This is a genomic window from Streptomyces sp. NPDC051364 (assembly GCF_040682115.1).
Taxonomy (GTDB): domain Bacteria; phylum Actinomycetota; class Actinomycetes; order Streptomycetales; family Streptomycetaceae; genus Streptomyces.
The window spans coordinates 1-22969 of record NZ_JBFBAH010000054.1 but is presented as its reverse complement, the minus strand read 5'-3'; the positions used below and the strand labels follow the sequence as shown (position 1 = coordinate 22969).

The window sequence follows — 22969 nt, the reverse complement described above, 5'->3', positions numbered from 1 at the left end:
CAGCGCCGACGCCGTCAACACCGGCGATGCGACCGCTGTGGGCGGAGACGGCACCGGCACCGGCGGCCAGGTGAACAAGCAGACCATCAAGGACCGGCTCAAGGACGAACTCAAGGCGAAGCTCGGCAAGTGAGGACGGACAACCCCATAGCTCCCCGGGCAAACTCCCCGGGAAAGCCGCCCGACACAGCGGACGCGGACGCCGGAGAGGCGCACAACCTCTCCGGCGTCCGCATGCCCTGCCGCGACTCCCCCATGCAAGGGCACGAGTCTGTCTGCCTGCTTACGTCCCGTGCCGGCGAAAGGTCGGCGCCGCGCTGGACGGGCGCCGCCGCGGCACCTCGCTCACCAATTCGAACGCATGCTCCACTTGATGCGAGCCCCCTCACCCTCGAGCACCTTGTGAGCACCACCCCACCACCCTGGCACCCACCGGCAGACCGCAGCCCGCAGACCGCCACTGGGTGGGCGGCCGCCGTCCAGGCGGCCGCCCACACCGGTGAGTGCCGGACCTGCTGCGGCGCGACTTCACCGCGAACGCGCCGAACACCAAGTACGTGGGCGACATCACCTGTCTCCCGATGTGTGGCGGCCAGTTCCTTTGTCTGGCCACGGTGTTGGATCTGTGCTCGAAACGCCTGGCGGGCTGGTCGATCGCCGACCACATGCGCACCTTGCTGGTCACCGACGCCCTGAAAGCCGCGGCCGCCGCCCGGGGCGCCGGCGGACTGTGCGGGGCGATTTTCACAGCGACAACGGGACGCAGTACGGGTCGAAAGAGTTCGCCCAGGTCCGCGAGGAGCTCGGCGTCACCAGATCACGCAGCGCAGTGGGCACGAGCGCGGACAACGCCACCGCGGAGAGCCTGAACGCGACCATGAAACGCGAGACGCTCAGTGGCGACGGCCCCGACGGTGCTGATTCCGTACGCGTTGTGGGCGGCCCACCGCATGCGATCGGCAGGCATGCCGTTGACGAACGGCGATGCGCGCGAGGCGGTGCTGCACGGCTTGGGCCTCGCCGCAGTGACGACCGCAACGGTCCACGGAGTGGTCTGGCTTGCGATGCGACGCTCTACCTGACAGTGGCGGTGGCGAAGGACAGTGATCATTCCTCAACGAGATCCTGGAAGCTGTCCACCGGGGCAGCCTGGCGGGACCTGCCGGAACGCCACGGGCCGTGGAAGACAGTCAACGGCCCGCCCCTCACATTCACGATCACCGGGAACCGGCCTGCGGAACTGGGCGCGCGCACCACGGGGACCGACGCACACAGTCGTTCCGTAGGCTGGCGGCATGCGCATGCGCCCCACTCTGAGCTGGACCCCGACCGAGGGCCTACGTCCTGGCACCGCCGATCCCAAGCCGGTCGCCGATGCACTGAGGACCGGCGGTGTGCTCGTGCTCAGCGGGGCGGGCATATCCACGGAGTCGGGCATCCCCGACTACCGGGGTGAGGGCGGGAGCCTGAGTCGGCACACCCCGATGACGTACCAGGAATTCACCGCCGGTACTCAGGCCCGGCGCCGCTACTGGGCGCGCAGTCACCTGGGCTGGCGCACGTTCGGCCGCGCCCGGCCCAACGCCGGGCACCGGGCTGTGGCGGCGTTCGGGCGGCACGGTCTGCTCTCGGGTGTGATCACCCAGAACGTCGACGGCCTGCATCAGGCCGCCGGCAGCGAGGGGGTGGTGGACCTCCATGGAAGCCTGGACCGGGTCGTCTGCCTTTCCTGTGGCACCTTCAGCTCCCGCCGTGAACTCGCCCAGCGGCTCGAGGAGGCCAATGCGGGCTTCGAGCCTGTGGCCGCCGGACTGAACCCGGACGGTGACGCCGACCTCACCGACGAACAGATCGGGGACTTCTGCGTGGTGCCCTGCTCGGAGTGTGGCGGCATCCTCAAACCGGACGTGGTGTTCTTCGGCGAAGCCGTTCCGCCGGGGCGGGTCGAGCGCTGTCGCGAACTGGTTGGTGAGGCGACCTCGCTGCTGGTCCTGGGCTCCTCACTGACAGTGATGTCCGGGCTCCGGTTCGTCCGCCAGGCAGCCCAGGCCGGGAAGCCCGTGTTGATCGTCAACCGGGACCCGACCCGCGGCGACCAGCACGCCGTCACACGCGTCATGCTCCCCCTGGGAAGGACCCTCACCACCTTGGCCGACCGCCTGGACATCCCCGTCGACGGCCAGGCGGCCGGCTGAGTCGGGCAGGAACTGAAGTCTCCGCGGGAGCACGAGCGGGAGCGGGCTGAGGCCAGGGGACCCCAGGCGGGGCGGGCTGCGGACGCCCGCCGGGCCGAACCGTCGATCACAGAAAACGCGGGCATGTTGCCCCAGGGGACCGGGCCCGGACGGGCCGGTGGCCGGACGGCGTGTGCACCAGGGCCGGCTCCTACGTGTCCGAACGACCACTCACCGTCGGTCTCCGCACGCCCTGGACGTCCAGCTTGTTTGGCAGCCGGAATCGCGGTCAGAAGCAACACGTACGACGTTTGTCCCCATCCGTCAGGAGTGATCGGCTGTGTCGAAGAACCAGAAGAGCCGGGCCAAGGCCGAGCAGGCCAAGGGCAAGCTCAAGGAGACGGCCGGCCGTGCGGTGGGCAACGAACCCCTGACCGCTGAAGGGCGCGCCGAGAAGGCCAAGGGCGATACTCGCCAGGCCAAGGAGAAGATCAAGGACGTCTTCAAGGGCTGACCCGCCAACGGTGTCGTCGTAGTCACGGACGCACGGCCGGCGCGGGGCCACGGCGCACGAACGCCGGCCCGTTCGCCACTGTCTGCCACGAGATGATGCCGAACGTCACGGTGCGTGTGAGGTGGGTCGGCACGCCTTCCGAGTACGAGGAGCCAACGTCATGGGCGGTAGGCGGGACGAAGAGCAGCCCGGTCGATCGGGCAAGGGGCCCGAGGAGACGGGAACGCAGCGCAAGCGCGCCACCGGCCGGGAGCCGGCTCACCACCGGCAGCCGGGCCAGCCCGCCAAGCCCGCCCGCGGCAAGCGTCGTGAGGGCGAGGACTCCACACGTCACCGCGAAGAGGGTTTTCTGCGTGAGGAAGACCTGCACGACGAGTAGCAGGCATCCGGACGCAGGGCCTGACCAGGGAGGCTAGCCAACCCGGTCGGGCCTCACCTGTTCCGCACACCTGCGCGGCGTCGCGGGCAGGCGCGGGGACACCTGAACGTGGGAACGATGGGCGGCGGCAGTATGCGAAGCGTGGGTGTGGAAGAAGAGCTGTTGCTGGTGGACGCCCGCAGTGGTGAGCCCCTGGCCGTGTCCGGTGCCGTACTGGCGGCAGCAGACCGGTCAGTCGGGCAGCAACCACAGGGTGGTGGCGCGCCAGGCCACTCCTTCGAGAAAGAACTGCAAAAGGAGCAGGTGGAGTTCGCCACCAAGCCGGTGACAGACATGGGTGAACTCCAGGATGAGATCTCCCGCTGCCGCGACGAGGCCCGCCGGCACGCCGTATCCGCCGGCGCGCTCGTGGCGGCCCTGGCCACCTCGCCCCTGCCCGCCCGGCCCTCGTTGAATGCGGGGACGCGGTACGAGTGGCTGGGCCGGCAGCTCGGCCTGACCGCGCAGGAACAGCTGACCTGCGGCTGCCACGTCCACGTATCGGTCGAGTCGGATGAGGAAGGCGTCGCGGTGCTGGACAGGATCCGTCCCTGGCTTCCCGTGCTGACCGCGATGAGCGCGAACTCCCCTTTCTGGCAGGGAGAGGACAGCAAGTACGCGAGCTACCGCAGCCGGGTGTGGAACCGCCTGCCCTCGGCCGGCCCCGTGGACGTCTTCGGGTCCGCCCACCGCTACCGCGAGCAGGTCCGCGCCATGCTCGACACCGGCGTGCTGCAGGACGAGGGAATGATCTACTTCGACGCCCGGCTGTCGGCCTCCTATCCCACCGTGGAGGTCAGAGTGGCGGACGTATGCCTCGAAGCATCGACGCCCGTGCTCCTCGCCGCCCTGGTCCGCGCCCTCGTCGAGACCGCTGCCCGGGCCTGGCGCGACGGGGAGCCGCCCGCCCGCATCGGCACGAACCTGCTCAGGTTGGCGGCATGGCGGGCCGGCCGGTCAGGTCTGGACGGACCCCTTCTCCATCCCGAAACCATGAAGGAGACACCGGCGGCGGAAGCCGTGCGGGTGCTGCATGCCCATGTCCGGGAAGCTCTGGTCGAGCACGGAGACGACGAACTGGTTCAGGCAGGGATCGCCGGTCTGCTGGAACGGGGCAACGGGGCGCGCATCCAGCACGAGCTCTTGCGCACGCAGAGAAGCCTCGCCGCCGTGGTCACCCACTGCGCGCGCATCACGACCGGCGGCTCCCTCACCTGCTCCCTCCAGCGCCGGTGAGAACGCGACGAGGCCACGGCCCACGGCCACAACGGTGGAGTCCCCGCCCGGCAAGTCCTACCTTGGGAAGAGCAGCAGCTGGAGCGGCCATGCTCGTCACGTCACTCTCGGACCCCGCGTTTCCCTCGCCACGCCCGTCAACGAAAGACCTGCGGGTCGTACGGGGGTGCCTGAGTGCGCCTTGTCGCGATGCCCGAAACTGAGCGGCCCGGACGGATGTCGCCCTTCGGGCGGATACGCAGCGCGATCCGCCGTGCCCGGGCCGGGCGCCGCTGGGGGCGCGTGCGGGAAGTGGACCTGTGGCACCGCGCGCTGGGGTTCGCCGCGCTCGGGTTCCTGACGCTGGTACCGCTGCTGATCGTCGTATCCGCGGCGGACCCCGCCAGCGGGCGGGGGTTCGCCCAATGGCTCGGTGACGGGCTCGGCGTGTCGGCGACCGCCCGGGTGGAGATCGAGCGGCTCTTCGCCCTGCCCGGCCAGGCGTGGCGGACCACGACGGCGTTCGGCCTGGCCCTGCTCGCCGTGTTCGGCCTGTCGTTCGGCACGATGCTGCAGAGCGGCTACGAACGGATCTGGGACCTACCCCCGGTCCGCTGGTGGGCCAGGTGGCGGCACGTGCTGTGGCTCGCCGTACTCATCGGCTTCCTCTACCTGTCGGCGTTCTCCCCGCCGTGGCGCGACTCCCCGGCCCGCGGCTACGTGACGTTCGGGATCGGCACGCTGTTCTTCTGGTGGTCGCAGCGGCTGCTGCTCGCCGGCCGGATCCCGTGGACCGCCCTGTTCCCAGGGGCGGCAGCCACCATGATCGGGCTGCTCGGGCTCCGGATCTTCTCCCGGCTCGTCTTCTCGCCGCTGATCGCCTCCAGCGCCGTCACGTACGGGCCCTTCGGTACCGTCCTTGTCATCCAGTCCTGGCTCGTCGGCATCGGCGTCGTCGTGTTCGGCGGCGCGCTCACCGGCCGATTGCTCCACGACGAGCTGCTGCGCCGCGCGAACGCCGCTCACGGCGGCCGCTGAGGCGCCCTGGTCGACCGGACCGCCCGGGGAGGCAGGCGGCGCAGCACGCACGCCCCGGATCCGGCAGAGCGGCATCGGCTGAGGACAAGGCCATGCGCGGCCGGGACGGGCCCTGGGCCCCGGGCGGGCCGGGGCTCGGCGATCGGCTGATCGCCATGGCCGGCGTCCTGGTCAGCGGCTCGCCGGCGGACGACGCCGTGCCACGGTGGGGTGTCAGCCGACCTGGATGCCGATCAGACACGTGTCGTCGTCCGTGTCGGACCGGCTCTCGGCGAGGAGGCGGTCCAGCTGCCCGTCCAGATCCCCGGCTCCGGCGCCCGCCGCGTTCACGAGATGGCGGAGCGAGTCCTGCACCGAGGAGTCCCGCCGTTCCACCAGCCCGTCCGTGAACATCAGCAGGGTGTCACCCGGTTCGAGCTGCACCTCCCGCTCGACGTACGTGACGTCGGGCAGGGCTCCGAGGAGCAGGCCCTCGATCAGGGGGAAGGCGTCGGCCTCGCCCCCGCGGACGAGTACGGGCGGCAGGTGACCCGCGCGCGCCCAGCGCATCACCCTGGTGTTCGGGTCGAAGAGGCCGCAGACAGCGGTGGCCGTCACGTGCTTGGCCAGGTGATGGGTGACCGTGTTCAGCCAGGACAGGAGCTGGGCGGGGCCCGCACCCGTCACGGCCAGGCCGCGCAGGGCGTTGCGCAGCACGACCATGCCGGTGGCCGCCTCGATGCCGTGACCGGCGACGTCACCCACGGACAGCATGATCAGCCCGGAGGGCAGCACCACAGTGTCGTACCAGTCACCACCGACGAGCGACTCGGTCTCCGCCGGCCGGTAGCGGACGGCGACCCGCAGACCCGGGGCCTCGATGGCCGGTGGGGTGGGGGGCATGATGGCGTGCTGGAGCTGGAGGGCCAGCCGGTTGCGCTCGGCGGACTCGGCCTCGGTGTGGGCGAGCTGGTCCCTGGTCGCGGCCAGCGCGACCTCGGTCCAGTGCTGGGCGGAGATGTCCTGGTAGGCGCCGCGCACGGCGTACAGCTGCTGGTCCGCGTCGAGGACGGGCTCGGCAACGACCCGGATGTGGCGGGTGATTCCGTCGGGCCGCTGGAGGCGGAGATTGACCGAGGCGGGACGGCGGTGGCGGAGCACCGCCCGCAGGAAGCGGCCGAGGGCGGCGGAGTCGTCCGGATGGGCGTAGCCGGGCAGTTCCTGCAGCCGTACCGGGGGCGCGGTGGCCGGGAGTCCGTGCAGCGCGTAGAGCTGCGCGTTCCACGTGGTCTCTCCGGTGGCGAGGTTCTCCTCGAAACCGCCGATCCGGCCCAGGCGCTGGGCGTGCTGGAGGAGGTTGGCCAGCCGGGCCGTCTCGTCCTCGATCCGCCAGATCAGCAGGACGGCGGCCCCGTGACGGCTGACGCTGATGTCCGCGACCGAGGTGAGCGGGATCTGGTCGACGAGCGCGGTCAGGCTCATGCGTTCAGCTCTGAAGGGCTCGCCCGTCGCGTGCACGCGCTCGATGATGTCGAACAGCCCGCTCTCGCCGGCAGCCGTCGGATAGGCCTCCAGCAGCAGCGCACCGTTGACGTCACCGCGCGGCCGTCCGACCGGGTCGACGAACCGACTGCCGGCGTGCCGGATCCGGAAGTCGCTGAGCCGGCCCTCGGGATCGAGGACTGGGGTGAGCACCACGGCGGGATCCTGGAGTCCCTCGGCGAGGTCGATGAGCTCTGCGACATCCGGGAGCACCGCCTCGGTGGTCGAGGGGTCGCGCGGGGGCGAGGCGTCCATGGTGCGGGCACACAGCTCGGCGAGGGCCTCGACTTGGCGCTCGATCTGCGGTGGCTGTGGCGCCAGGGGCTGCGGCCAGCAGATTTCGAGGACGCCGTGGATCCGGCCGCCCGTCCCCGTGGGTACGGCCATCCGTCCGCCGTCGGACCACTGGAGGTGGCCGATCGAGGGCAGCCCTTCGCGTTTGAGGCTGGCGAGCGTGACCAGTCGGCGCTCCCGCAGCGCCAGGCGGGCGACGGTGGAGACCCCCGGGGGTACGTGGCGCCAGCGGGCGGCCTCCCCGGGGCGGAATCCGGCGTGTCCGGCGAGGGTCAGCGAGCCGTCGGGCACCGCGGTCCACACCGCGACGGCAACCGCCCCCAGCGGGCCCAGGGCGTTCGTCAGGAGGGACTCGGCCACTGCCTGGGTGTCGGCGGCGGCGGCCAGCATGCCGCTTTCGGCGGTGCGCAGCCGGACCGACACCGCGGAGTGCTGCTCGGCCGGGTCGCCGGCCGCACCGGCGCGCTCGACGAACTCGGCGGCGATCTCGCTGACGTGGTCACGGGACGCCTGGTTGACGATGTCGGCGGCGAGTTCGAGGGGGGACATCCCGCTGTCGCGGCACAGCACGTCGAGCTGCCGTGCCGCCGCGGCCGGGGTGCCGTGCAGTTGCCCGATCAGAATGCCCTTGGCCAGTTCGACCAAGGCTCGGCCGTCGGCGGCCGCCTGCGCCTCCAGCACCTCCCGGCGCAGCCGTTCGACCGTGGCGACGAGGCGCCCCAACGGGGTCGGGGCCTGGTGCGGGATGGCGCGTGCGGCCGGGTCACCGACCGGCGTTCGCTGCGGGCGCGCATCATCGTGCCGCTGCGTGTCCCCGGTCATCGCGTGAGCCAGTGCCGGACGCGGGCGATGAGGTCGTCGGCATCCACCGGCTTGGTCACGTAGTCGCTGGCCCCCGCGGCGAGGCTCTTCTCCCGGTCCCCCGGCATCGCCTTGGCGGTGACCGCGATGATGGGCAGGCCCTCGTACACCGGCATCCGCCGGATCTCGGCGGTGGCGGCGTAGCCGTCGAGTTCGGGCATCATCACGTCCATCAGGATGAGGTCGACACCCGTGTTGTGGGTGAGGGCGTCGATGCCCTTGCGGCCGTCCTCGGCGTGGAGCACGTGCATGCCGTGCAGTTCCAGGATCCCGCTGAGGGCGAAGAGGTTGCGTGCGTCGTCGTCGACGACCAGGACGGTGCGTCCGGCCAGGTCGCCGTCGAGCACGTGGGAGGCCTGCTGCCGCTCCGTGACGCCGTGTACGGGGGGCAGCACGTCGCCCGGCTGCTCGGCGGACAGGTGGAGCGCGATACGTTCCCGCAGCTCGTCCAGACTGGACAGCAGTTCCACGTGGCGTGATGCGGACCGCTCCCGCAGGGCCTCCTCCTGACCTGTTCTGACCCGGAGGTTGTTGTGGGCGAGGACGGGCAGCGAGGAGAGGGCCGGGTCCCCGTCGAGCGCGTCGAGGAAGTGCAGCGCTTCGCCGTCGGGCATGTCCAGTTCCAGGACGACGCAGTGGAAGGGGTCGGATGCCAGGGCAGCGGCGGCCTCGCGCGAGCTCGTGGCATTGACCACCTGGATCCCGCCGCGCTCCCCCGTCACCTCATGGCGGGGGGCGAAGTCCCGGGCGGCGCTCTCGGCGACGAGGGAGAGCAGGCCGTTCGGCCGTTCCTCGATCACCAGCAGGCGGCGGGCCCGCCGCTGCTCCGGGAGCACCGGCGTGCCCGGACGGCCCGGACCGGCCGCCCCGGAGGTGCCGCCGGGCGGGAACGGCAAAGGAGCGTCGGTACGGGGGGCGTCCTCGTAGTCCGCGCGGCTGACCGGCAGGTAGAGGGTGAAGGTGCTGCCCTGGCCGGGTGAGCTTTCCGCGACCACGGCCCCGCCGAGGAGCTGGGCGATCTCCCGGCTGATGGAGAGCCCGAGGCCGGTCCCGCCGTACTTGCGGCTGGTGGTGCCGTCGGCCTGCTGGAAGGCCCCGAAGACGGACTCCAACTGCTGCTCGGGGATGCCGATGCCCGTGTCCCGTACTCGGAAGGCCAACATGGGCCCGCGTCGGGGTAGCCCGGCGGGGATTTCGGGGGCCGTCGCCGGTTCGATACGGAGCTCGACGCCGCCGCGCTCGGTGAACTTGACGGCGTTGGACAGCAGGTTGCGCAGGATCTGGCGCAGCCGCGAGTCGTCGGTGAGTAGGTCGTCGGGGGCACCCGGGGCGGTGGTGACGGTGAAGTCCAGGCTTTTTTGCATGGTCATCGGCCGGAAGGTGGCATCGACGTAGTCGAGCAGCTGAGGCAGGTCCACCCGCTCGGGATTGATGTCCATCTTTCCGGCCTCGACCTTCGACAGGTCGAGGATGTCGTTGATCAGCTGGAGCAGGTCCGAGCCGGCCGAGTGGATGATGCCCGCGTACTCGACCTGCTTGGGGGTGAGGTTGCGCGACGGGTTCTGTGCGAGCAACTGGGCGAGGATGAGAAGGCTGTTGAGCGGGGTGCGCAGCTCGTGGCTCATGTTGGCCAGGAACTCGGACTTGTAGGTGGAAGCCAGTGACAACTGTTGTGCACGGGTCTCCAGTTCCTGCCGGGCCTGCTCGATCTCCAGGTTCTTGGCTTCGATGTCGCTGTTCTGGCTGGCGAGGAGGGCGGCCTTCTCCTCCAGCTCCGCGTTGGAGCGTTGGAGTTCCTCCTGCTGGACCTGGAGTTCCTCGGAACGCGCCTGGAGTTCGCCGGTCAGCCGCTGGGACTCGCCGAGGAGCTCGTCGGTCCTGGCGTTGGCGACGATCGTGTTGACGTTGGCGCCGATGGTCTCCATCAACTGGGCGAGGAAGTCGCGGTGTACGGGGGTGAAGGCGCTGAAGGAGGCGAGTTCGATCACCCCCAGGACCTGGTCGTCCACCACGATCGGCAGGATGATCAGGCTGCGTGGGTTGGTGTGGCCCAGCCCGGAGGAGATGACGTAGTCGCCGGGGACCTGGTCGGTGGCGATGATCCGGTGGCTGCGGGCTGCCTGCCCGACGAGGGACTCGCCGAGGGTGAACCGGGTGCCCACCTCGGCATCCGCGGGACGGCCGTAGGAACCGACGAGGGTGAGCACGGTGCCGCCGGGGCGGTCCTCGGCGAGGTAGAAGGCGCCGTACTGGGCGGCAACGAGCGGCGTCAGTTCGTCCATGACGAGTTCGGCGACAGCTGCGAGATCCCGGTGGCCCTGCATCAGGCCCGAGATGCGGGCCAGGTTGGACTTGAGCCAGTCCTGCTCCTGGTTGGCCCGGGTGCTCTCCCGCAGCGAACCGACCATGGAGTTGATGTTGTCCTTGAGTTCGGCGACCTCGCCCGAGGCATCGACCGTGATCGAGCGGGTCAGGTCGCCCTCGGCGACCGCGCTGGCGACCTCGGCGATGGCCCGAACCTGGCGGGTCAGGTTGCCGGCCAGCTCGTTGACGTTCTCCGTCAGGCGCTTCCAGGTGCCGGAGACGCCCTCGACCTCGGCCTGGCCGCCGAGCCGGCCCTCGCTGCCGACCTCACGGGCGACCCGGGTGACCTCGGCGGCGAAGGAGGAGAGCTGGTCGACCATCGTGTTGATGGTGGTCTTCAGCTCCAGGATCTCCCCGCGGGCGTCCACGTCGATCTTCTTGGACAGATCGCCGTTGGCGACGGCCGTCGTGACGAGGGCGATGTTGCGGACCTGGCCCGTGAGGTTGTTCGCCATGGAGTTGACGTTGTCGGTGAGGTCCTTCCAGGTGCCCGCAACATTGGGCACCTGTGCCTGGCCGCCGAGTCGGCCCTCGGTGCCGACCTCGCGGGCCACCCGCGTCACCTCGTCGGCGAACGCGGACAACGTGTCGACCATCGTGTTGATGACGCCGGCCAGCGCGGCGACCTCGCCCTTCGCCTCCACCGTGATCTTCTGCGAGAGGTCCCCGCGGGCGACGGCGGTGGCCACCTGGGCGATGGAACGCACCTGCCCGGTCAAGTTGGAGGCCATGACGTTGACGTTGTCGGTGAGGTCCTTCCAGGTGCCGGAGACCCCCCGTACGGTGGCCTGGCCGCCCAGGTTGCCCTCGGTCCCCACCTCGCGGGCCACCCGTGTGACCTCGTCGGCGAACGCGGACAGCTGGTCGACCATCGTGTTGATGGTCTCCTTCAGCTCGAGGATCTCCCCACGCGCGTCCACCCGGATCTTCTGCGTCAGATCGCCCTGGGCCACGGCGGTGGTGACCTCGGCGATCGAGCGCACCTGGGCGGTCAGGTTGTCGGCCATGACGTTGACCGATTCCGTCAGGTCCTTCCACGTACCGGAGACGCCCTTGACGTCCGCCTGACCGCCGAGCCTGCCCTCGGTGCCGACCTCGCGGGCCACCCGGGTGACCTCCCCGGCGAACCCTGAGAGCTGGTCGACCATTGTGTTGATGGTCTCCTTCAGCTCCAGGATCTCCCCCCGCGCAGTGACGGTGATCTTCTGCGAGAGGTCGCCCTTGGCCACGGCGGTCGCGACCTGCGCGATGGAACGCACCTGGGCCGTGAGGTTTCCGGCCATGAAATTGACCGAATCTGTGAGGTCCAGCCAGGCGCCCCCGACTCCCGGTACGTCGGCCTGGCCGCCCAGTGTCCCCTCGGTGCCTACCTCACGGGCCACCCGCGTCACCTCGGAGGTGAACAGCGACAGCTGGTCGGCCATCCCGTTGAAGACGGTGGCGATCTCCCCCAGCAACCCGTCAGCCGTATCCGGCAGCCGGGTACGGAAATCCCCGTCCCGCACGGCTGTCAGGCCCGCCAGCAGCAGGCGCAGTTCCGATTCTCCGATCCCGCCCACGCGCTGAGGCTCCGGCGGCCTGCTCAGTGGCTCCGTGCCCGTCCGCTCAGCCATCCGTCAACCTCACTCTAGACAACGACCGCACCGGCGCACGGGACAGGAACGCGGCACGAGAGCGCACCGGATTCCCTGGCCCGGCCGGGGGTTCCGCTTTTCGCCGCACGGCCGGCCGATGAAGGCTAACGCCACCGAAGGGACCATAAGGCACAGCGATCACTCTGAAGCATCGCTTCCGCCGAGTGGTGCGCAAGCCGCGGGGTGTTTGCGAAAGCGGCGGGTAGACGAATCGGTGACAAACGACACATCGGACGAAGTGGGGTGAGGGCATTGGCGGTCAAGGCAGTGGGCTGGGCACGCTCGTTCCCGATTTCGAGGGGGGTGCCGGCAGCACGGCAGTGGACCGCCGTGCACCTGGCGTCGCTGCCGTGGAACAACTGGGCTGCGGACACGGTGCATTCCGTGCTCCTCAGCGTCTCCGAGCTCGTCACGAACGCCCACCTGCACGCGGCCGGCACCGCTCACCTCGTGCTGACCTGGGACGGCACGTGCCTGCATGTGAGCGTCGCCGACTCCGACCCTCACCTGCCCACCCCGCGGGCGGCGGACGCCGGTTCCGGCGCCACGTCCGGTCGAGGGCTGGGTATCGTCACCACACTGGCCGACTCCTGGAACGTCCACTCATGCCACGGCGGCAAGGCGATCACGGCGTGCTTCCGGCCCCGCGGCGGGCCCGGCCCCCACGCCGGCTGACCGACCGCCCGGGCCGAGCCGCGCCGGTCATGACTCGCCGAGGGCGTCCTCAACGGTCGGATACAGGGAAAGGACGGTATCGGCACCGGTCAGGGCGAACAAACGGCGCAGCTGCTCGCAGGGGGCGGCGATCCGCAGGGTGGTGAGATGGTGCAGCCGCAGCAGCAGGTTCAGGAACGACGAGTCGCCGAAGGTGATGGAGCCCGCGTCCAGCACCACCAGCCGGTGCTGATCCACTGCAGAGACGAGCGCCTCCTCGAGCGGGGCCAGCGTGTCCTGGTCGAGCTCCCCGTGCGCGGCCATCACCCACCCGGCCCCGGCCGGGTAGCTGTCCCCGACCACGCCTTCGTGGTACGCGTCCCGTGCTCCGGTCATGTCCGCCTCCCCGGATCGTCACCTCTAAGGCCTCCGCAAGGGAGTATGCCTGCTCACGGACCGGACGAGGGAACCAGGACCGCGGCGCACGCACCCGGTGGCCGAGACCGCCTCCCCGGCTGGTGGCGGACGCAAAAGAATGGGGCAAGGTCCGTGTAGGACCGCGAAGTCCGGGAAAGAGCGCCCAGCAGCCGTCAGTCAATCGGGAGGGAACGGCCACCATGTCTCGCTCGGCCACCGCCGTAAGCCCCATGCCTGCAACAGACGCGCAGCTCACGCCTGCTCCGACCGGCACCGTGGGAGCCCCAACGCAGGACGTGGAACTGTTCCAGGTGGAGAACGCCCGTGAGATGGCGCCCGCCGACGCACGCGAACTTTCGAAGATCTTCTTCGGGAGGCTTCGCTCCCTGGAGGAGGGCACGCGCGAATACCAGTACGCCCGCAACACTCTGATCGAGATGAACCTCTCCCTCGTGCAGTTCGCCGCGCGGCGTTTCCGCGCCCGCGCGATGGGCGGCAGTCTGGACATGGACGACATCATCCAGGTGGGAACCATCGGCCTCATCAAGGCCATCGACCGCTACGACCCGGAGCGCGGGGTCGAGTTCTCCACCCTCGCCCTCCCCTACATCACCGGTGAGATCAAGCGGTACTTCCGCGACACCACCTGGGCCGTGCACGTCCCCCGCCGACTCCAGGAACTGCGTACCGAGCTCGCCAAAGCCCAGGAGGCGCTGACCGACGTCCTGGGCCGGGCCCCGACGGTCAAGGAGGTCGCCCAGCACCTCGAACTCACCGAGGAACAGGTCATCGACGGGCTGGTCGCCGCGAACGGCTACACGAGCGGCTCCCTGGACACCACCTTCGCCGAAGGCGACGAGCCGTCGACGACGAGCCGGACGACTCGGCCGCTGGCGGACCAGCTCGGTGACCTTGACCCCGCCATGGAACTCTTCGAGGAGTTCCACACCCTCGCACCCCTGCTGGAGCAGCTGGACGACCGCGACCGGCTGATCCTGCAGATGCGCTTCGGCCAGGAGAAGACCCAGGCGGAGATCGGCGCCGAACTCGGCATCACGCAGATGCAGGTCTCGCGTCTGCTGTCCCGGACCCTGACCCGGCTGCGTGCCGGAATGCTCTCGGCGTAGGCAGCCGGCATGCCATCCCCCGGCCGACACGACCGGTCCCTCCCGCCCGGCGGTGCCCCTGCGCTCTACGACGACGAGGTGTGGGCGGACGCGGTCGTGCGGTGTGCGACCGCAGGGACGAGCCCGGGTACGGATACGGGTACAGGTACGGCGCCGATGCTGACCGCCCAGCCGTTGCGCGACCGTCCCGGTGCCCTCCTCAGCGGAAGCTGCGACCTCGACACCCGGCCGATCCTCTGCGCCGCGCTCGGCGTCGTCACCCGGATCCCCGGCCCGGTCGTCCACCTCGACCTCTCCGCCGTGACCTTCCTCGACACGGCAGCGGTCGCCGCCCTGTTGCAGGCCGCCGCCACCGTTTCCGGACAGGGGCGTCGTCTGCTGCTCCACCACCCGCCATACTCGCTCCGCAAGGTAGTGGATATGTTCCCGGACGAATGTGCCGCGCTGGAGGTCGCAGCATGATCAACCTTCCTGCGCCCGCCGCCCCCGGGGCCTTCGTCCACCCCGCCCTCTTCTACCAGGGTCAGGGGGAATACCTGGCAGGAGTGGGAGGGTTCGTACGTGCCGCCCTCACGGCCGACGAGCCGGTGCTCGTGGCCGTGCCCCGTCCGCAGCTGGACGCTCTGCGCGCGAGCCTCGACGCGGGCACGACCGGGGTCACCTGGACGGACATGACGCAGTTGGGCCGCAATCCCGGCCGCATCCTGGCCGCCTTGCAGGATTTCGCCGACCGGCACGTGGACCGGCCGGCCCGGATCGTGGGCGAGCCGATCTGGCCCGGCCGCTCGCAGGCCGAGGTGCTCGAGGCCACGCGCCACGAGGCACTGATCAACACCGCCTTCGCCGGGCGGCGGGCCACCATCCTGTGCCCGTACGACGTCCTCGGCCTGCCGGCCTCGGTGGTGTCCGATGCGCGGCGCACACATCCCACATTGATCGAGAAGGGCAAGGACCTGCTCAGCCCGGACTACGCCGACGCCCCGTCGGTCTGCGCCGACTGCGACCGCCCCCTGCCCGAACCCGACGGCGTTGCACCCCCGCTCGAATACGCCCACGGGGAGCTGGGCAAGGTGCGCGACCACGCCGAGGCCTGGGCCCGCGGCACGGCCCTGAGCGCGGCGCGGCGCGGCGATCTGATCCTCGCGGTCAGCGAGGCCGCCGCCAACTCCCTCTCCCACGGGGGCGGGAAGGGCTCGCTCCGGCTGTGGAGCACCGCCTCCGGTCCCGGGATCGTGGCCGAGATCCGGGACAGCGGCCACCTTGCCGACCCGCTGGCCGGGCGCCGCCGCCCCTCCCTGGCGTCGGCCGACGGCGGCCGCGGCCTGTGGATGATCCATCAGCTGTGCGACCTGGTCGAGATCCGCGCCACCGACAGCGGTCTCACTCTGAGACTGCACATGTCAACCTCCTGAGACCGGAGCTCCCCTAGACTGGCACGGACACGCTCGGTGTCCCGGGTTCCGGGGGGGTACGGAAGGCCCAGGACACCGACCATGAAGAGTCCGGCGGGACCGCAACGGTTCCCGCGAAAAGAGACCAGCGTCAGGCGGGGGTGAGAGTCCACAGTGGAAACCATCGGACCGGAAACCGGCGATCCCCTGCGCACCGGGACTTCCGTTGCGGGGCAGCGCCGTCGGCTCGCCCTGTCCGGCGTCCGCGGCCACGTGGCCAAGGGCCGCGACTTCACGCGCCAGGCCTTGAAGGACTGGGGCTGGGCCGGGAACGCGACCGCCGAGGACGCCCTGCTCCTCGTGTCCGAGCTGCTGACCAATGCGTCGCTGCACGCGGGTGGTTGCGTCGAGCTCGCACTCACGGCCGGTGCGGTCCTGCGGATCGAGGTCTTCGACGGCACGACGACGCTGCCCCGCCGCCACCCGTCCCCGCAGCGTGGCCTCCCGGGCGGCCACGGCCTGTACATAGTGGAGCGTCTCTCCGATCGGTGGGGCACCGTCACCCATGAGAACGGCAAGGCCGTCTGGGCGGAGATCGAGGCATCCCGGCTGACCTCGGGCAGGTCCACGCGCCGGTGACCCGGCCGGGTCCGTGCTGCGCCTCACCGCGGTCGCACGGACCGGCCGCCCTGCGCCTGCGTCCCCGTACGGGAGCGTGACTGCGGCAGACGGGGGCAGGCGCGCGGTATGACCTTCCATCCGTTCAGCTCCCTGGCCCTGGCCCCGACGCCCGGCCCCGCCTGGCTCCACCTGACCGTCATCGCGTTCGCCCTCCTCGTGCTCGTCCACACCCTGGCCCGGCACCGATAGGAATCCCCGCTTCGGGGCAGACGCGCAGGAATCAGTGGACTCAACAGGCCCGGGAGGGAAAGACACCATGACATCGATGGCACGTCCGCGAGTTCTCGTGGTGGGCGCCGGATTCGCCGGTGTGGAGTGCGTGCGCCGCCTCGAACGGCGGCTCACCCCCACCGAGGCGGAGATCACCCTCATCGCCCCGTCGTCCTTCCAGCTCTATCTGCCGCTGCTGCCCCAGGTGGCGGCCGGGGTCCTGACCCCGCAGTCGATCGCCGTGTCCCTGCGGCGCAGCCGTCGCCGCCGTACGCGCATCGTTCCCGGTGGCGCCGTAGGCGTGGACACCCGGGCGAAGGTGTGCGTCGTACGGAAGATCTCGGGCGAGCTGACCTCCCACGGCTACGACCACCTGGTCCTGGCCCCGGGCAGCGTCACCCGCTCCTTCGACATCCCCGGGCTCACCGAACACGCCCGCGGGATGAAGACCCTCGCCGAGGCCGCCCATCTGCGCGACCACGTCATCGCCCAACTCGATCTCGCCGACGCCTGCGAGGACGAGGCGGAGCGCGCATCACGGCTCTGCTTCGTCGTCGTGGGCGGCGGCTACGCCGGTACCGAGACGGCGGCCTGCCTGCAGCGGCTCACCCACCACGCGGTCCGGCGCTACCCGCGCCTGGACCCGCGGCAGATCCGCTGGCACCTCGTAGACAAGGCGCCGGCGCTGATGCCCGAACTCGGTGAGAGGCTGGGCACATCGGCCCTGGACGTGCTGGGCCGGCGGGGCATCGAGGTGTCACTCGGCGTGTCCGTGGCCAAAGCCGGGCCGGACGAGGTGACGCTCACCGACGGCCGCGTCCTACGCAGCCGTACTCTGATCTGGACCGCCGGGGTCACCGCCAGCCCGCTCATCGCCACACTGGACGTCGAAACCGATCGCGGGCGGCTCGTGGTCGCCCCCGACCTGACCGTGCCCGCCCTTCCGGGAGTCCTCGCGCTCGGCGACGCGGCCGCGGTGCCCGACCTCGCAGCGGGCGGGGACGGGGCAGTCTGCCCGCCCACCGCCCAGCACGCCCAGCGGCAGGGGCGCACGGCCGCCGACAACCTCATTGCGGCCTTGCGCCGCCGGCCGCTCCGGCCCTACCGACACAAGGATCTGGGGCTCGTGGTGGACCTGGGGGGACGCGACGCCGTCTCCAGACCACTCGGCATCGAGCTGCGCGGCCTGCCCGCGCAGGCGGTGGCGCGGGGGTACCACTGGGCGGCTCTGCGCACCAACGTGGCCCGGACGAGGGTGCTGACGAACTGGGTTCTCAACGCGCTTGCGGGCGACGACTTCGTACGGACGGGATTCCAGGCCTGGAGGCCTGCGACTCTGCGGGAGTTCGAGCACACCGACGCGTACCTGACGCCCGAACAGGTCCGCGCGCACACGGCCTCCCTGCGTGCGGGACGCCTTCCGTAGGGCGGGTCTCGCCGTTCGACCACCGGGGCGATTTCGCCGACCTGCAGCCGGTGGGGGTGGCGCTTCCCCGTCCGGAGCAGGTACCGGCGCTACCCGCCGCTGCGCTCGCCGGGCGGGTCCCTGGGGGTCGGTCCACGCCCCTCGAGGCGGAAGCGTCGTTCGTTCCGCTGGGAGGCTGGGACCGGCCCCGGTGGGCCGAGGTCATGCATGCCCTTCTCCCCGGAGCCCCTGCTCTGCTCCTCCCCGCGTTTGCCCCTGCTCTTCACCGGGTTGCTTGCCGTGGGGCTTGCCCGCCTCTTGCTTGGATACCGCCGGTCCGGGCCCCTTGGCAGGTGCGTGCTCGTCCGGGGCGAAGGAACGGTGGGCGCTCGAGCTCTCCTGCTGACGGGTCTCGTCGTGCCATCGTCCCACCATTGGCCCAACTGGTCGCGCCGGCGCCCGAGGGGATGGGCGCCCAGCTGGCGTTCGGGGGCGGCCCTCGGGAAGGGTGAAACGTTCCCGCATCCTCGGTGGCGCCTCTGCCGCGCCGCTGTTCGTCTGGGGGGACCAGCACCCCGACCCGAGGATCGAACATGAGCGACCAAAGCCAGCCGAGCAGGCGAGCCCAGGAGATGCGCGACAAGGCTCAGGAACTGGAGCAGGCGGCACAGCACGCCACCGATCCGGCAGAGCGGCAGCGGCTGAAGGACAAGGCCATGCGCATCCGGGAGAAGAGCGAGCAGGAACACGGCAGGGGCAGCGGGACCATGGACCCCATGTAGAGCGGACCCATGGGTGGTCTGTTCCTGTCCGGATCGACGTACCCGCCGCGTCAGCCGGCGGCTGTGGTGCGGGCCAGATCACTCACCACATCACCCAGGCGCCCCCGCCGCAGATACGCGGCGCGCTGACGGGCGGCCCCGCACCCGGAGCTCCGCACCCGGTGGAACAGCTCCTCCGTGAGCTCGAGGTCTCCCGCTGCCGCCAGCCCGGGCGCGGCTCGGGCCAGGAGCCGCTCCACCAGGGTCGAGGCCGGCACCTGCCCGCCGCCCAGAGGATCGAGGCCTTCGCCTCCCAGCCCGTACCGGGCGGCGAGCCGATGGGCAGCGTGCAGGCGCCCGGCGGGCGGGTCGGGCGGCGGCCGCCCGTCCCCGATCTCGAGCAGCAGCGCGGTGGCCAGACCCCGCACCAGGGCGGTGAGCAGCAGCACCACGTCGAGGTCGGCGTTCACGTCGAAGACCCGGATCTCCAGCGTCGGTACGTGCTCGGAGGGGCGCGCGTACCAGTAGATCATCCGGCGGTCCAGCAGGGTTCCCGTCTTCACCAGGTGGTCTGCGAGGCGCTCTAGCCGACTTCGTCCAGGAGGGGCGCGGGCCCCACGCCGGGCCAGCGCGCGTGCTCCACGTACCTCCGGCTCGCCCACGCGCTGTCTCGCCCGAGGGAGAAGGGCGAATTGGCGGCGAGGGCCTGAAGTGTCGGGAGCCAGGGACGCATGTGGTTGGCCAGCGCGAGGGCTTGACCGCGCCCGGTCACCCCGACGTGGATGTGGCAGCCACACACCATCCCGTCGTACGAACCGACCAAGGAAGGCCACCGGGCGGCCATCCGCCCGTAGCGCTCACCCGGGGTCACGGTCGGAGGACGCCCCGGTGGGATCACGGGAGTACCGGTGGCCATCAGGAGGCATCCCTCGTCGGCTGCCACCTCGCCCATCACCTTGCGCAGCAGGGCAAGTTCGGACCTCAGTCCCCGGCGGTCCACCTGGCCGTGCCCCTACGCCTCTCGTGCGTTCACTGCTCTAGGAGTTCAGCGAAGCGGTCCAGCGCAAGATCGGAGCGGCGGCGGTCGCCGGTGGCTGTGAGATCGAACAGCAGACCCCGGACGACGGCCATGACCAACGTGGGTGTGACGGTGTCGTCAGGACCGGTGGAGACGTCGCGGAATGTGGCACCGAGAGTGTCGAACCAGTCCGTGATCGCCTTGCCCTGGTCGGGGTAGGTCTCCGGGTGGACCAGGCCGTCGGCGTGCACCTCGAAGAACAGTCGGACGAACGGCGCACGTTCGTCCGCGCTGATCCACGCCCAGATGCCGCGTAGTCGCTCCTGTACGGAGTCCGTGTCCGCCGGAAGGTGGCTACCCAGGCGCACCGCACCTCGGCGACGGGCCTCGGCGAGGACCGCAGCGACCAACTCCTGTTTGCTGCCGAAGTCGTAGAGCAGCATCCGCGGGCTGGTGTCGAGGGCTGCGGCCAGTGGTCGCAGGCTCAGCCCGGCCAGGCCGTGCGCCAGCACGTAGTCGGTCGCGCGTGCCAGCGTGCGCTCGCGCCGGCCGGGATCTGCGGGTCGCCCCACGGTGGATCTCCTTGCAGCAACTCGGAACCGGAACAGTAGTAGCGAGTATATGGTACGACTGTTTCAATAACGAGGGAGACCACCATGCACACCTTCGACCGGGCACTCGTCCTGGGCCCTGGGAGTCACGTCGGCACGGCCTGGATGGCCGGGCTGGCCTACGGGTTGCGCCGCGACGGCGTGGATCTGGGCGAGGCCGACCTGATCGTCGGCACGTCGGCTGGCGCGATCGTCGGAGCACTGCTTGCCACTGGGCAGGACCCGGGGCGGCTCGCGAGTGCGGAGCGTCCGGCCACTCACCGGCTCAACGCGGACCCCGCGCGGATGGGCGAGGTATTCGCCGTGCTCGGCAACCGGAGCCTGGAACCCGGCGAGGCCAGGCGTCGCGTCGGCCGACTCGCGCTCGAAAGCACCGACCCCGGGGCCGAGGAGGCACTGATCGCGGGGCGCGCCGCCTTGATCGGCGCCGACGCGTGGCCGGAGCGACGACTGATGATCACCGCCGTGGACGCAACCACTGGTGAGCCCGTGGCGTGGGACCGCGACAGCGGCGTGCCGTTGGTGCACGCGGTGGCGGCGAGCAGCGCCTTCCCCGGGGCCGCGCCGCCCGTTGCCGTCGACGGCCGGCGGTACATGGACGGTGCCCTGCGGTCGGGCACCAACGCCGACCTCGCGACTGGAGCCCGTACGCTGATCGTGGTCGAGCCGATGGCGCACCTGTTTCCCCGCGAGCCACTCAACCAGCAGTTGGCAGCCCTGGGTGCAGACACCGTGGTGACCATCGGCCCCGATCCGGCCTCGGTGCGCGCGTTCGGCTCGAACCCGGGCGACCTGGCAGCCTGGGAACCGGCCTACCAGGCGGGCCTTCGCCAGGCCGACGACCTCGGTACTCGGCTCCGCCCCACGTGGAGGCCAACGCTCGAGGCGGGCTGACCGCCGATCAGGTCGGGCTGACCGCTCGGGCAGCTCCGTGCCGAATTGACCCCAGAGTGTTTCGGTCAACCATGATGGAAGTTCAGGCACAGGTCTCCACGGTGATCACAGAGCGTCGCAACTCCATGATTACCAAGACCGTGGAGGATGTTCGCGGTTGCCGGTCCAGCCGCGACGGCCGGCTGAGTGCACTCAGGGGCCGCCTTTGAAAGCCCCCCGTAACTACCTGGCCTTCCTCGGTCTCTCGCCGTCCTCTGCTGCTACAAGCGGCTTCTCCGCATCACTACATAGGACACGGTCTTAACCCTCTTGCCGGGAGGGCGTGGTACGTCTCGATGCCGCGAGGAGTCGCCGCCCAGGACCTACGCCCGGGGGCTGTGGCGCTGTCGGCCCTCAGTTGCCGAGCTTCGCCGTCAGGTTCGCCTTGAACTGGTTCTTGATCACCTGCTTGTTGACCTTGTTCAGAGTGCCGCCCGTGCTGGCGCCTTCACCGCCCACGGACGTGGCATCGCCGGTGTTGATGGCGTCGGCACTGGCGTTGCCGCCGGTGGCGTTACCGGTGGGGATCTTCTCGCACGCGCCCGTGCAGCCGATGGCTACGGAGTTGGCGGTGGCACCGGTGGCGGTACCCGCGACCGTGGTGTTCTCGGCGTTGGAGTCGCCGCCGGTACCGATACCGTCGGCACTGTCGCTGGGTGCGAGGGTGAGGGCCTGCTGCGGGATGGCGGCCGACGCGGCCACCGCGGTCGCCGGCAGCGCGATGCCGCCGCCTACCAGCGCCAGGGAAGCTCCGGCCAGAACGATACGACGGGTCGAGAACAGCTTGTGCATGGGAATTCTCCATTCGGAATTAAGAGGCTTTTAAATCATCTCGCAGAACAGGTCTGGGGTAATCTTTTGGCCTCACATTCTCCGAGAATTCCCCGGTGAGGACGTATTCTAAATAGACCCTGCCGGAGGAAATGTGTCACGCCACTCGAATACGTGGCTGGACATCCAGAACCGATCTTGGTAAAAGCTGCCGCCATGCCGACGCAAGCCGTCCGAGCCGTGCGGCGTCCGGCCTCGGCCTTCGCCTGCGCGTACAGGAAGGTCCGGGGAGTCGAGAGTGAGCCGCACCCGTCCCGCCACGATGATCACGGGGCGACCCAGGGTGGGGGGCCCTGAAGAGACCGGAAACGGCGGCGTGCAGTGGAGGGGCAGTCCTGCCGCGTCCGACAGGACGTGCATTTTGGAACCCGGTTTGCCGCGGTCCACGGACCTGTGAGTTCGCCCCCCCCTTTCTTAGCCCGCACGTGGGTGGAGTCGAGGGCCGAGCGTCCCGCCGCGACGGACGCCGTCCTGGCCAAAGCGGCGTCCGCCGGACGCCGTGCCACCACCGCGGTCGAGCAGCGCCTCGGGGTCGCCTGTACCGCCACCACCAAGACCTGATCAGCAGCTGCTTCCCACCCCGCGCGACGCCCGTCTGACAGCAGAAGGATGCCTCCCCGGCTACCGACGAGCGGGCCCAGAGCAACCTGAGGCGCCTGCGTCAGGAGAACGCCGACCTGCGCCGGACCCTGCATGTGTACGTAGAAGCCATCCGCCGACTCACCCTTGAAAACGACGCCCTCCGCACGGAAGCCCGCATCATCCCCCTGCGCACCCAGGGCTCCCGGCCCAGCCCTCAGCTCTAGGGCGTGTATCTGGTTGTGATCAAGGGGCGGTTCGTGTGAGGTCCTTGATCCAGATCATGGAGGCGCGAAGGTGCAGGCCGGCGAGATAGCT

Annotated in this window: 22 protein-coding genes and 2 pseudogenes; 16 read left to right on the top strand and 8 right to left on the bottom strand. The window is 70.4% G+C overall.

What is annotated here, in order from left to right:
• Window positions 1–503 precede the first annotated feature (503 nt).
• From AB0M76_RS41765 to AB0M76_RS41740, 6 genes and pseudogenes are all read left to right on the top strand, one after another.
• A pseudogene (locus tag AB0M76_RS41765) lies at window positions 504–901 on the top strand (DDE-type integrase/transposase/recombinase); the annotation flags it as partial.
• Between the two features lie 394 nt (window positions 902–1295).
• Window positions 1296–2195 (top strand): NAD-dependent protein deacetylase, encoded by a 900-nt coding sequence (locus AB0M76_RS41760; RefSeq protein ID WP_365957998.1) that lies wholly within the window; start codon window positions 1296–1298, stop codon window positions 2193–2195.
• Window positions 2196–2514: 319 nt separating this feature from the next.
• On the top strand, window positions 2515–2688 hold the full coding sequence (locus AB0M76_RS41755; RefSeq protein WP_365957997.1) for a CsbD family protein: 174 nt from the start codon (window positions 2515–2517) through the stop codon (window positions 2686–2688).
• Window positions 2689–2848: 160 nt separating this feature from the next.
• A complete protein-coding gene (locus AB0M76_RS41750; RefSeq protein WP_365957996.1) occupies window positions 2849–3067 on the top strand; it encodes a hypothetical protein in 219 nt (72 codons plus the stop codon).
• Window positions 3068–3199: 132 nt separating this feature from the next.
• Complete coding sequence (locus tag AB0M76_RS41745; RefSeq protein WP_365957994.1) at window positions 3200–4342, top strand: glutamate--cysteine ligase; 1143 nt, start codon at window positions 3200–3202, stop codon at window positions 4340–4342.
• Window positions 4343–4531: 189 nt separating this feature from the next.
• Entirely contained in the window at window positions 4532–5359 is an 828-nt protein-coding gene (locus tag AB0M76_RS41740; RefSeq protein WP_365957993.1) for a ribonuclease BN, read from the top strand.
• A 213-nt stretch (window positions 5360–5572) separates the two neighbouring features.
• Here the strand turns inward: AB0M76_RS41740 and AB0M76_RS41735 are convergent, their stop codons facing one another.
• Together AB0M76_RS41735 and AB0M76_RS41730 are read right to left on the bottom strand one after the other, a co-directional pair.
• Window positions 5573–7996 carry a SpoIIE family protein phosphatase gene (locus AB0M76_RS41735; RefSeq protein ID WP_365957992.1) on the bottom strand — a complete coding sequence of 808 codons (2424 nt, stop codon included), beginning with the start codon at window positions 7994–7996 and terminating at the stop codon, window positions 5573–5575.
• Window positions 7993–12012, bottom strand: coding sequence for a HAMP domain-containing protein (locus tag AB0M76_RS41730; RefSeq protein WP_365957991.1), 4020 nt, complete (start codon window positions 12010–12012; stop codon window positions 7993–7995). The genes AB0M76_RS41735 and AB0M76_RS41730 overlap by 4 nt, the downstream gene beginning before the upstream one ends.
• Before the next feature lie 324 nt (window positions 12013–12336).
• Between AB0M76_RS41730 and AB0M76_RS41725 the strand changes: the two genes are divergently transcribed.
• Window positions 12337–12708 (top strand): ATP-binding protein, encoded by a 372-nt coding sequence (locus AB0M76_RS41725; protein ID WP_365957990.1) that lies wholly within the window; start codon window positions 12337–12339, stop codon window positions 12706–12708.
• A 27-nt stretch (window positions 12709–12735) separates the two neighbouring features.
• Here the strand turns inward: AB0M76_RS41725 and AB0M76_RS41720 are convergent, their stop codons facing one another.
• Window positions 12736–13083: an STAS domain-containing protein gene (locus AB0M76_RS41720; RefSeq protein WP_365957989.1), complete on the bottom strand. Its 348-nt coding sequence runs from the start codon at window positions 13081–13083 to the stop codon at window positions 12736–12738.
• A gap of 251 nt (window positions 13084–13334) precedes the next feature.
• Between AB0M76_RS41720 and AB0M76_RS41715 the strand changes: the two genes are divergently transcribed.
• The 7 genes from AB0M76_RS41715 (at window position 13335) to AB0M76_RS41685 (ending at window position 18700) form a co-directional block, all read left to right on the top strand.
• Complete coding sequence (locus tag AB0M76_RS41715) at window positions 13335–14231, top strand: SigB/SigF/SigG family RNA polymerase sigma factor (protein WP_365957988.1); 897 nt, start codon at window positions 13335–13337, stop codon at window positions 14229–14231.
• Between the two features lie 9 nt (window positions 14232–14240).
• A complete protein-coding gene (locus AB0M76_RS41710; protein WP_365957987.1) occupies window positions 14241–14693 on the top strand; it encodes an STAS domain-containing protein in 453 nt (150 codons plus the stop codon).
• Window positions 14690–15643, top strand: a complete 954-nt coding sequence (locus AB0M76_RS41705; RefSeq protein WP_365957986.1) for a sensor histidine kinase — start codon at window positions 14690–14692, stop codon at window positions 15641–15643. Before AB0M76_RS41710 ends, AB0M76_RS41705 begins: the two co-directional genes overlap by 4 nt.
• A gap of 153 nt (window positions 15644–15796) precedes the next feature.
• Window positions 15797–16261 (top strand): ATP-binding protein, encoded by a 465-nt coding sequence (locus tag AB0M76_RS41700; protein ID WP_365957985.1) that lies wholly within the window; start codon window positions 15797–15799, stop codon window positions 16259–16261.
• Between the two features lie 108 nt (window positions 16262–16369).
• The gene (locus tag AB0M76_RS41695) at window positions 16370–16492 is read left to right on the top strand and encodes a hypothetical protein (protein WP_365957984.1); all 123 of its coding nucleotides are present in this window, start codon (window positions 16370–16372) and stop codon (window positions 16490–16492) included.
• 76 nt (window positions 16493–16568) lie between these two features.
• Window positions 16569–17939 (top strand): FAD-dependent oxidoreductase, encoded by a 1371-nt coding sequence (locus AB0M76_RS41690; protein WP_365957983.1) that lies wholly within the window; start codon window positions 16569–16571, stop codon window positions 17937–17939.
• Between the two features lie 572 nt (window positions 17940–18511).
• Complete coding sequence (locus AB0M76_RS41685; protein WP_365957982.1) at window positions 18512–18700, top strand: DUF6381 family protein; 189 nt, start codon at window positions 18512–18514, stop codon at window positions 18698–18700.
• 50 nt (window positions 18701–18750) lie between these two features.
• On the opposite strand, the gene AB0M76_RS41680 is transcribed toward AB0M76_RS41685, so the two are convergent.
• From AB0M76_RS41680 to AB0M76_RS41670, 3 genes are all read right to left on the bottom strand, one after another.
• A complete protein-coding gene (locus tag AB0M76_RS41680) occupies window positions 18751–19242 on the bottom strand; it encodes a hypothetical protein (RefSeq protein WP_365957981.1) in 492 nt (163 codons plus the stop codon).
• Window positions 19243–19262: 20 nt separating this feature from the next.
• The gene (locus tag AB0M76_RS41675; RefSeq protein ID WP_365957999.1) at window positions 19263–19631 is read right to left on the bottom strand and encodes a glutamate-cysteine ligase family protein; all 369 of its coding nucleotides are present in this window, start codon (window positions 19629–19631) and stop codon (window positions 19263–19265) included.
• 77 nt (window positions 19632–19708) lie between these two features.
• A complete protein-coding gene (locus tag AB0M76_RS41670; RefSeq protein WP_365957980.1) occupies window positions 19709–20269 on the bottom strand; it encodes a TetR/AcrR family transcriptional regulator in 561 nt (186 codons plus the stop codon).
• A gap of 84 nt (window positions 20270–20353) precedes the next feature.
• Between AB0M76_RS41670 and AB0M76_RS41665 the strand changes: the two genes are divergently transcribed.
• On the top strand, window positions 20354–21202 hold the full coding sequence (locus tag AB0M76_RS41665; RefSeq protein ID WP_365957979.1) for a patatin-like phospholipase family protein: 849 nt from the start codon (window positions 20354–20356) through the stop codon (window positions 21200–21202).
• Window positions 21203–21595: 393 nt separating this feature from the next.
• On the opposite strand, the gene AB0M76_RS41660 is transcribed toward AB0M76_RS41665, so the two are convergent.
• Together AB0M76_RS41660 and AB0M76_RS41655 are read right to left on the bottom strand one after the other, a co-directional pair.
• Complete coding sequence (locus tag AB0M76_RS41660) at window positions 21596–22033, bottom strand: hypothetical protein (protein WP_365957978.1); 438 nt, start codon at window positions 22031–22033, stop codon at window positions 21596–21598.
• Window positions 22034–22396: 363 nt separating this feature from the next.
• Window positions 22397–22512 (bottom strand): annotated as a pseudogene (locus tag AB0M76_RS41655) (IS5/IS1182 family transposase); the annotation flags it as partial.
• Between AB0M76_RS41655 and AB0M76_RS41650 the strand changes: the two are divergent.
• A complete protein-coding gene (locus AB0M76_RS41650; RefSeq protein ID WP_365958000.1) occupies window positions 22502–22633 on the top strand; it encodes a hypothetical protein in 132 nt (43 codons plus the stop codon). The pseudogene AB0M76_RS41655 and the gene AB0M76_RS41650 overlap by 11 nt on opposite strands.
• The last annotated feature ends 336 nt before the right edge of the window (window positions 22634–22969 follow it).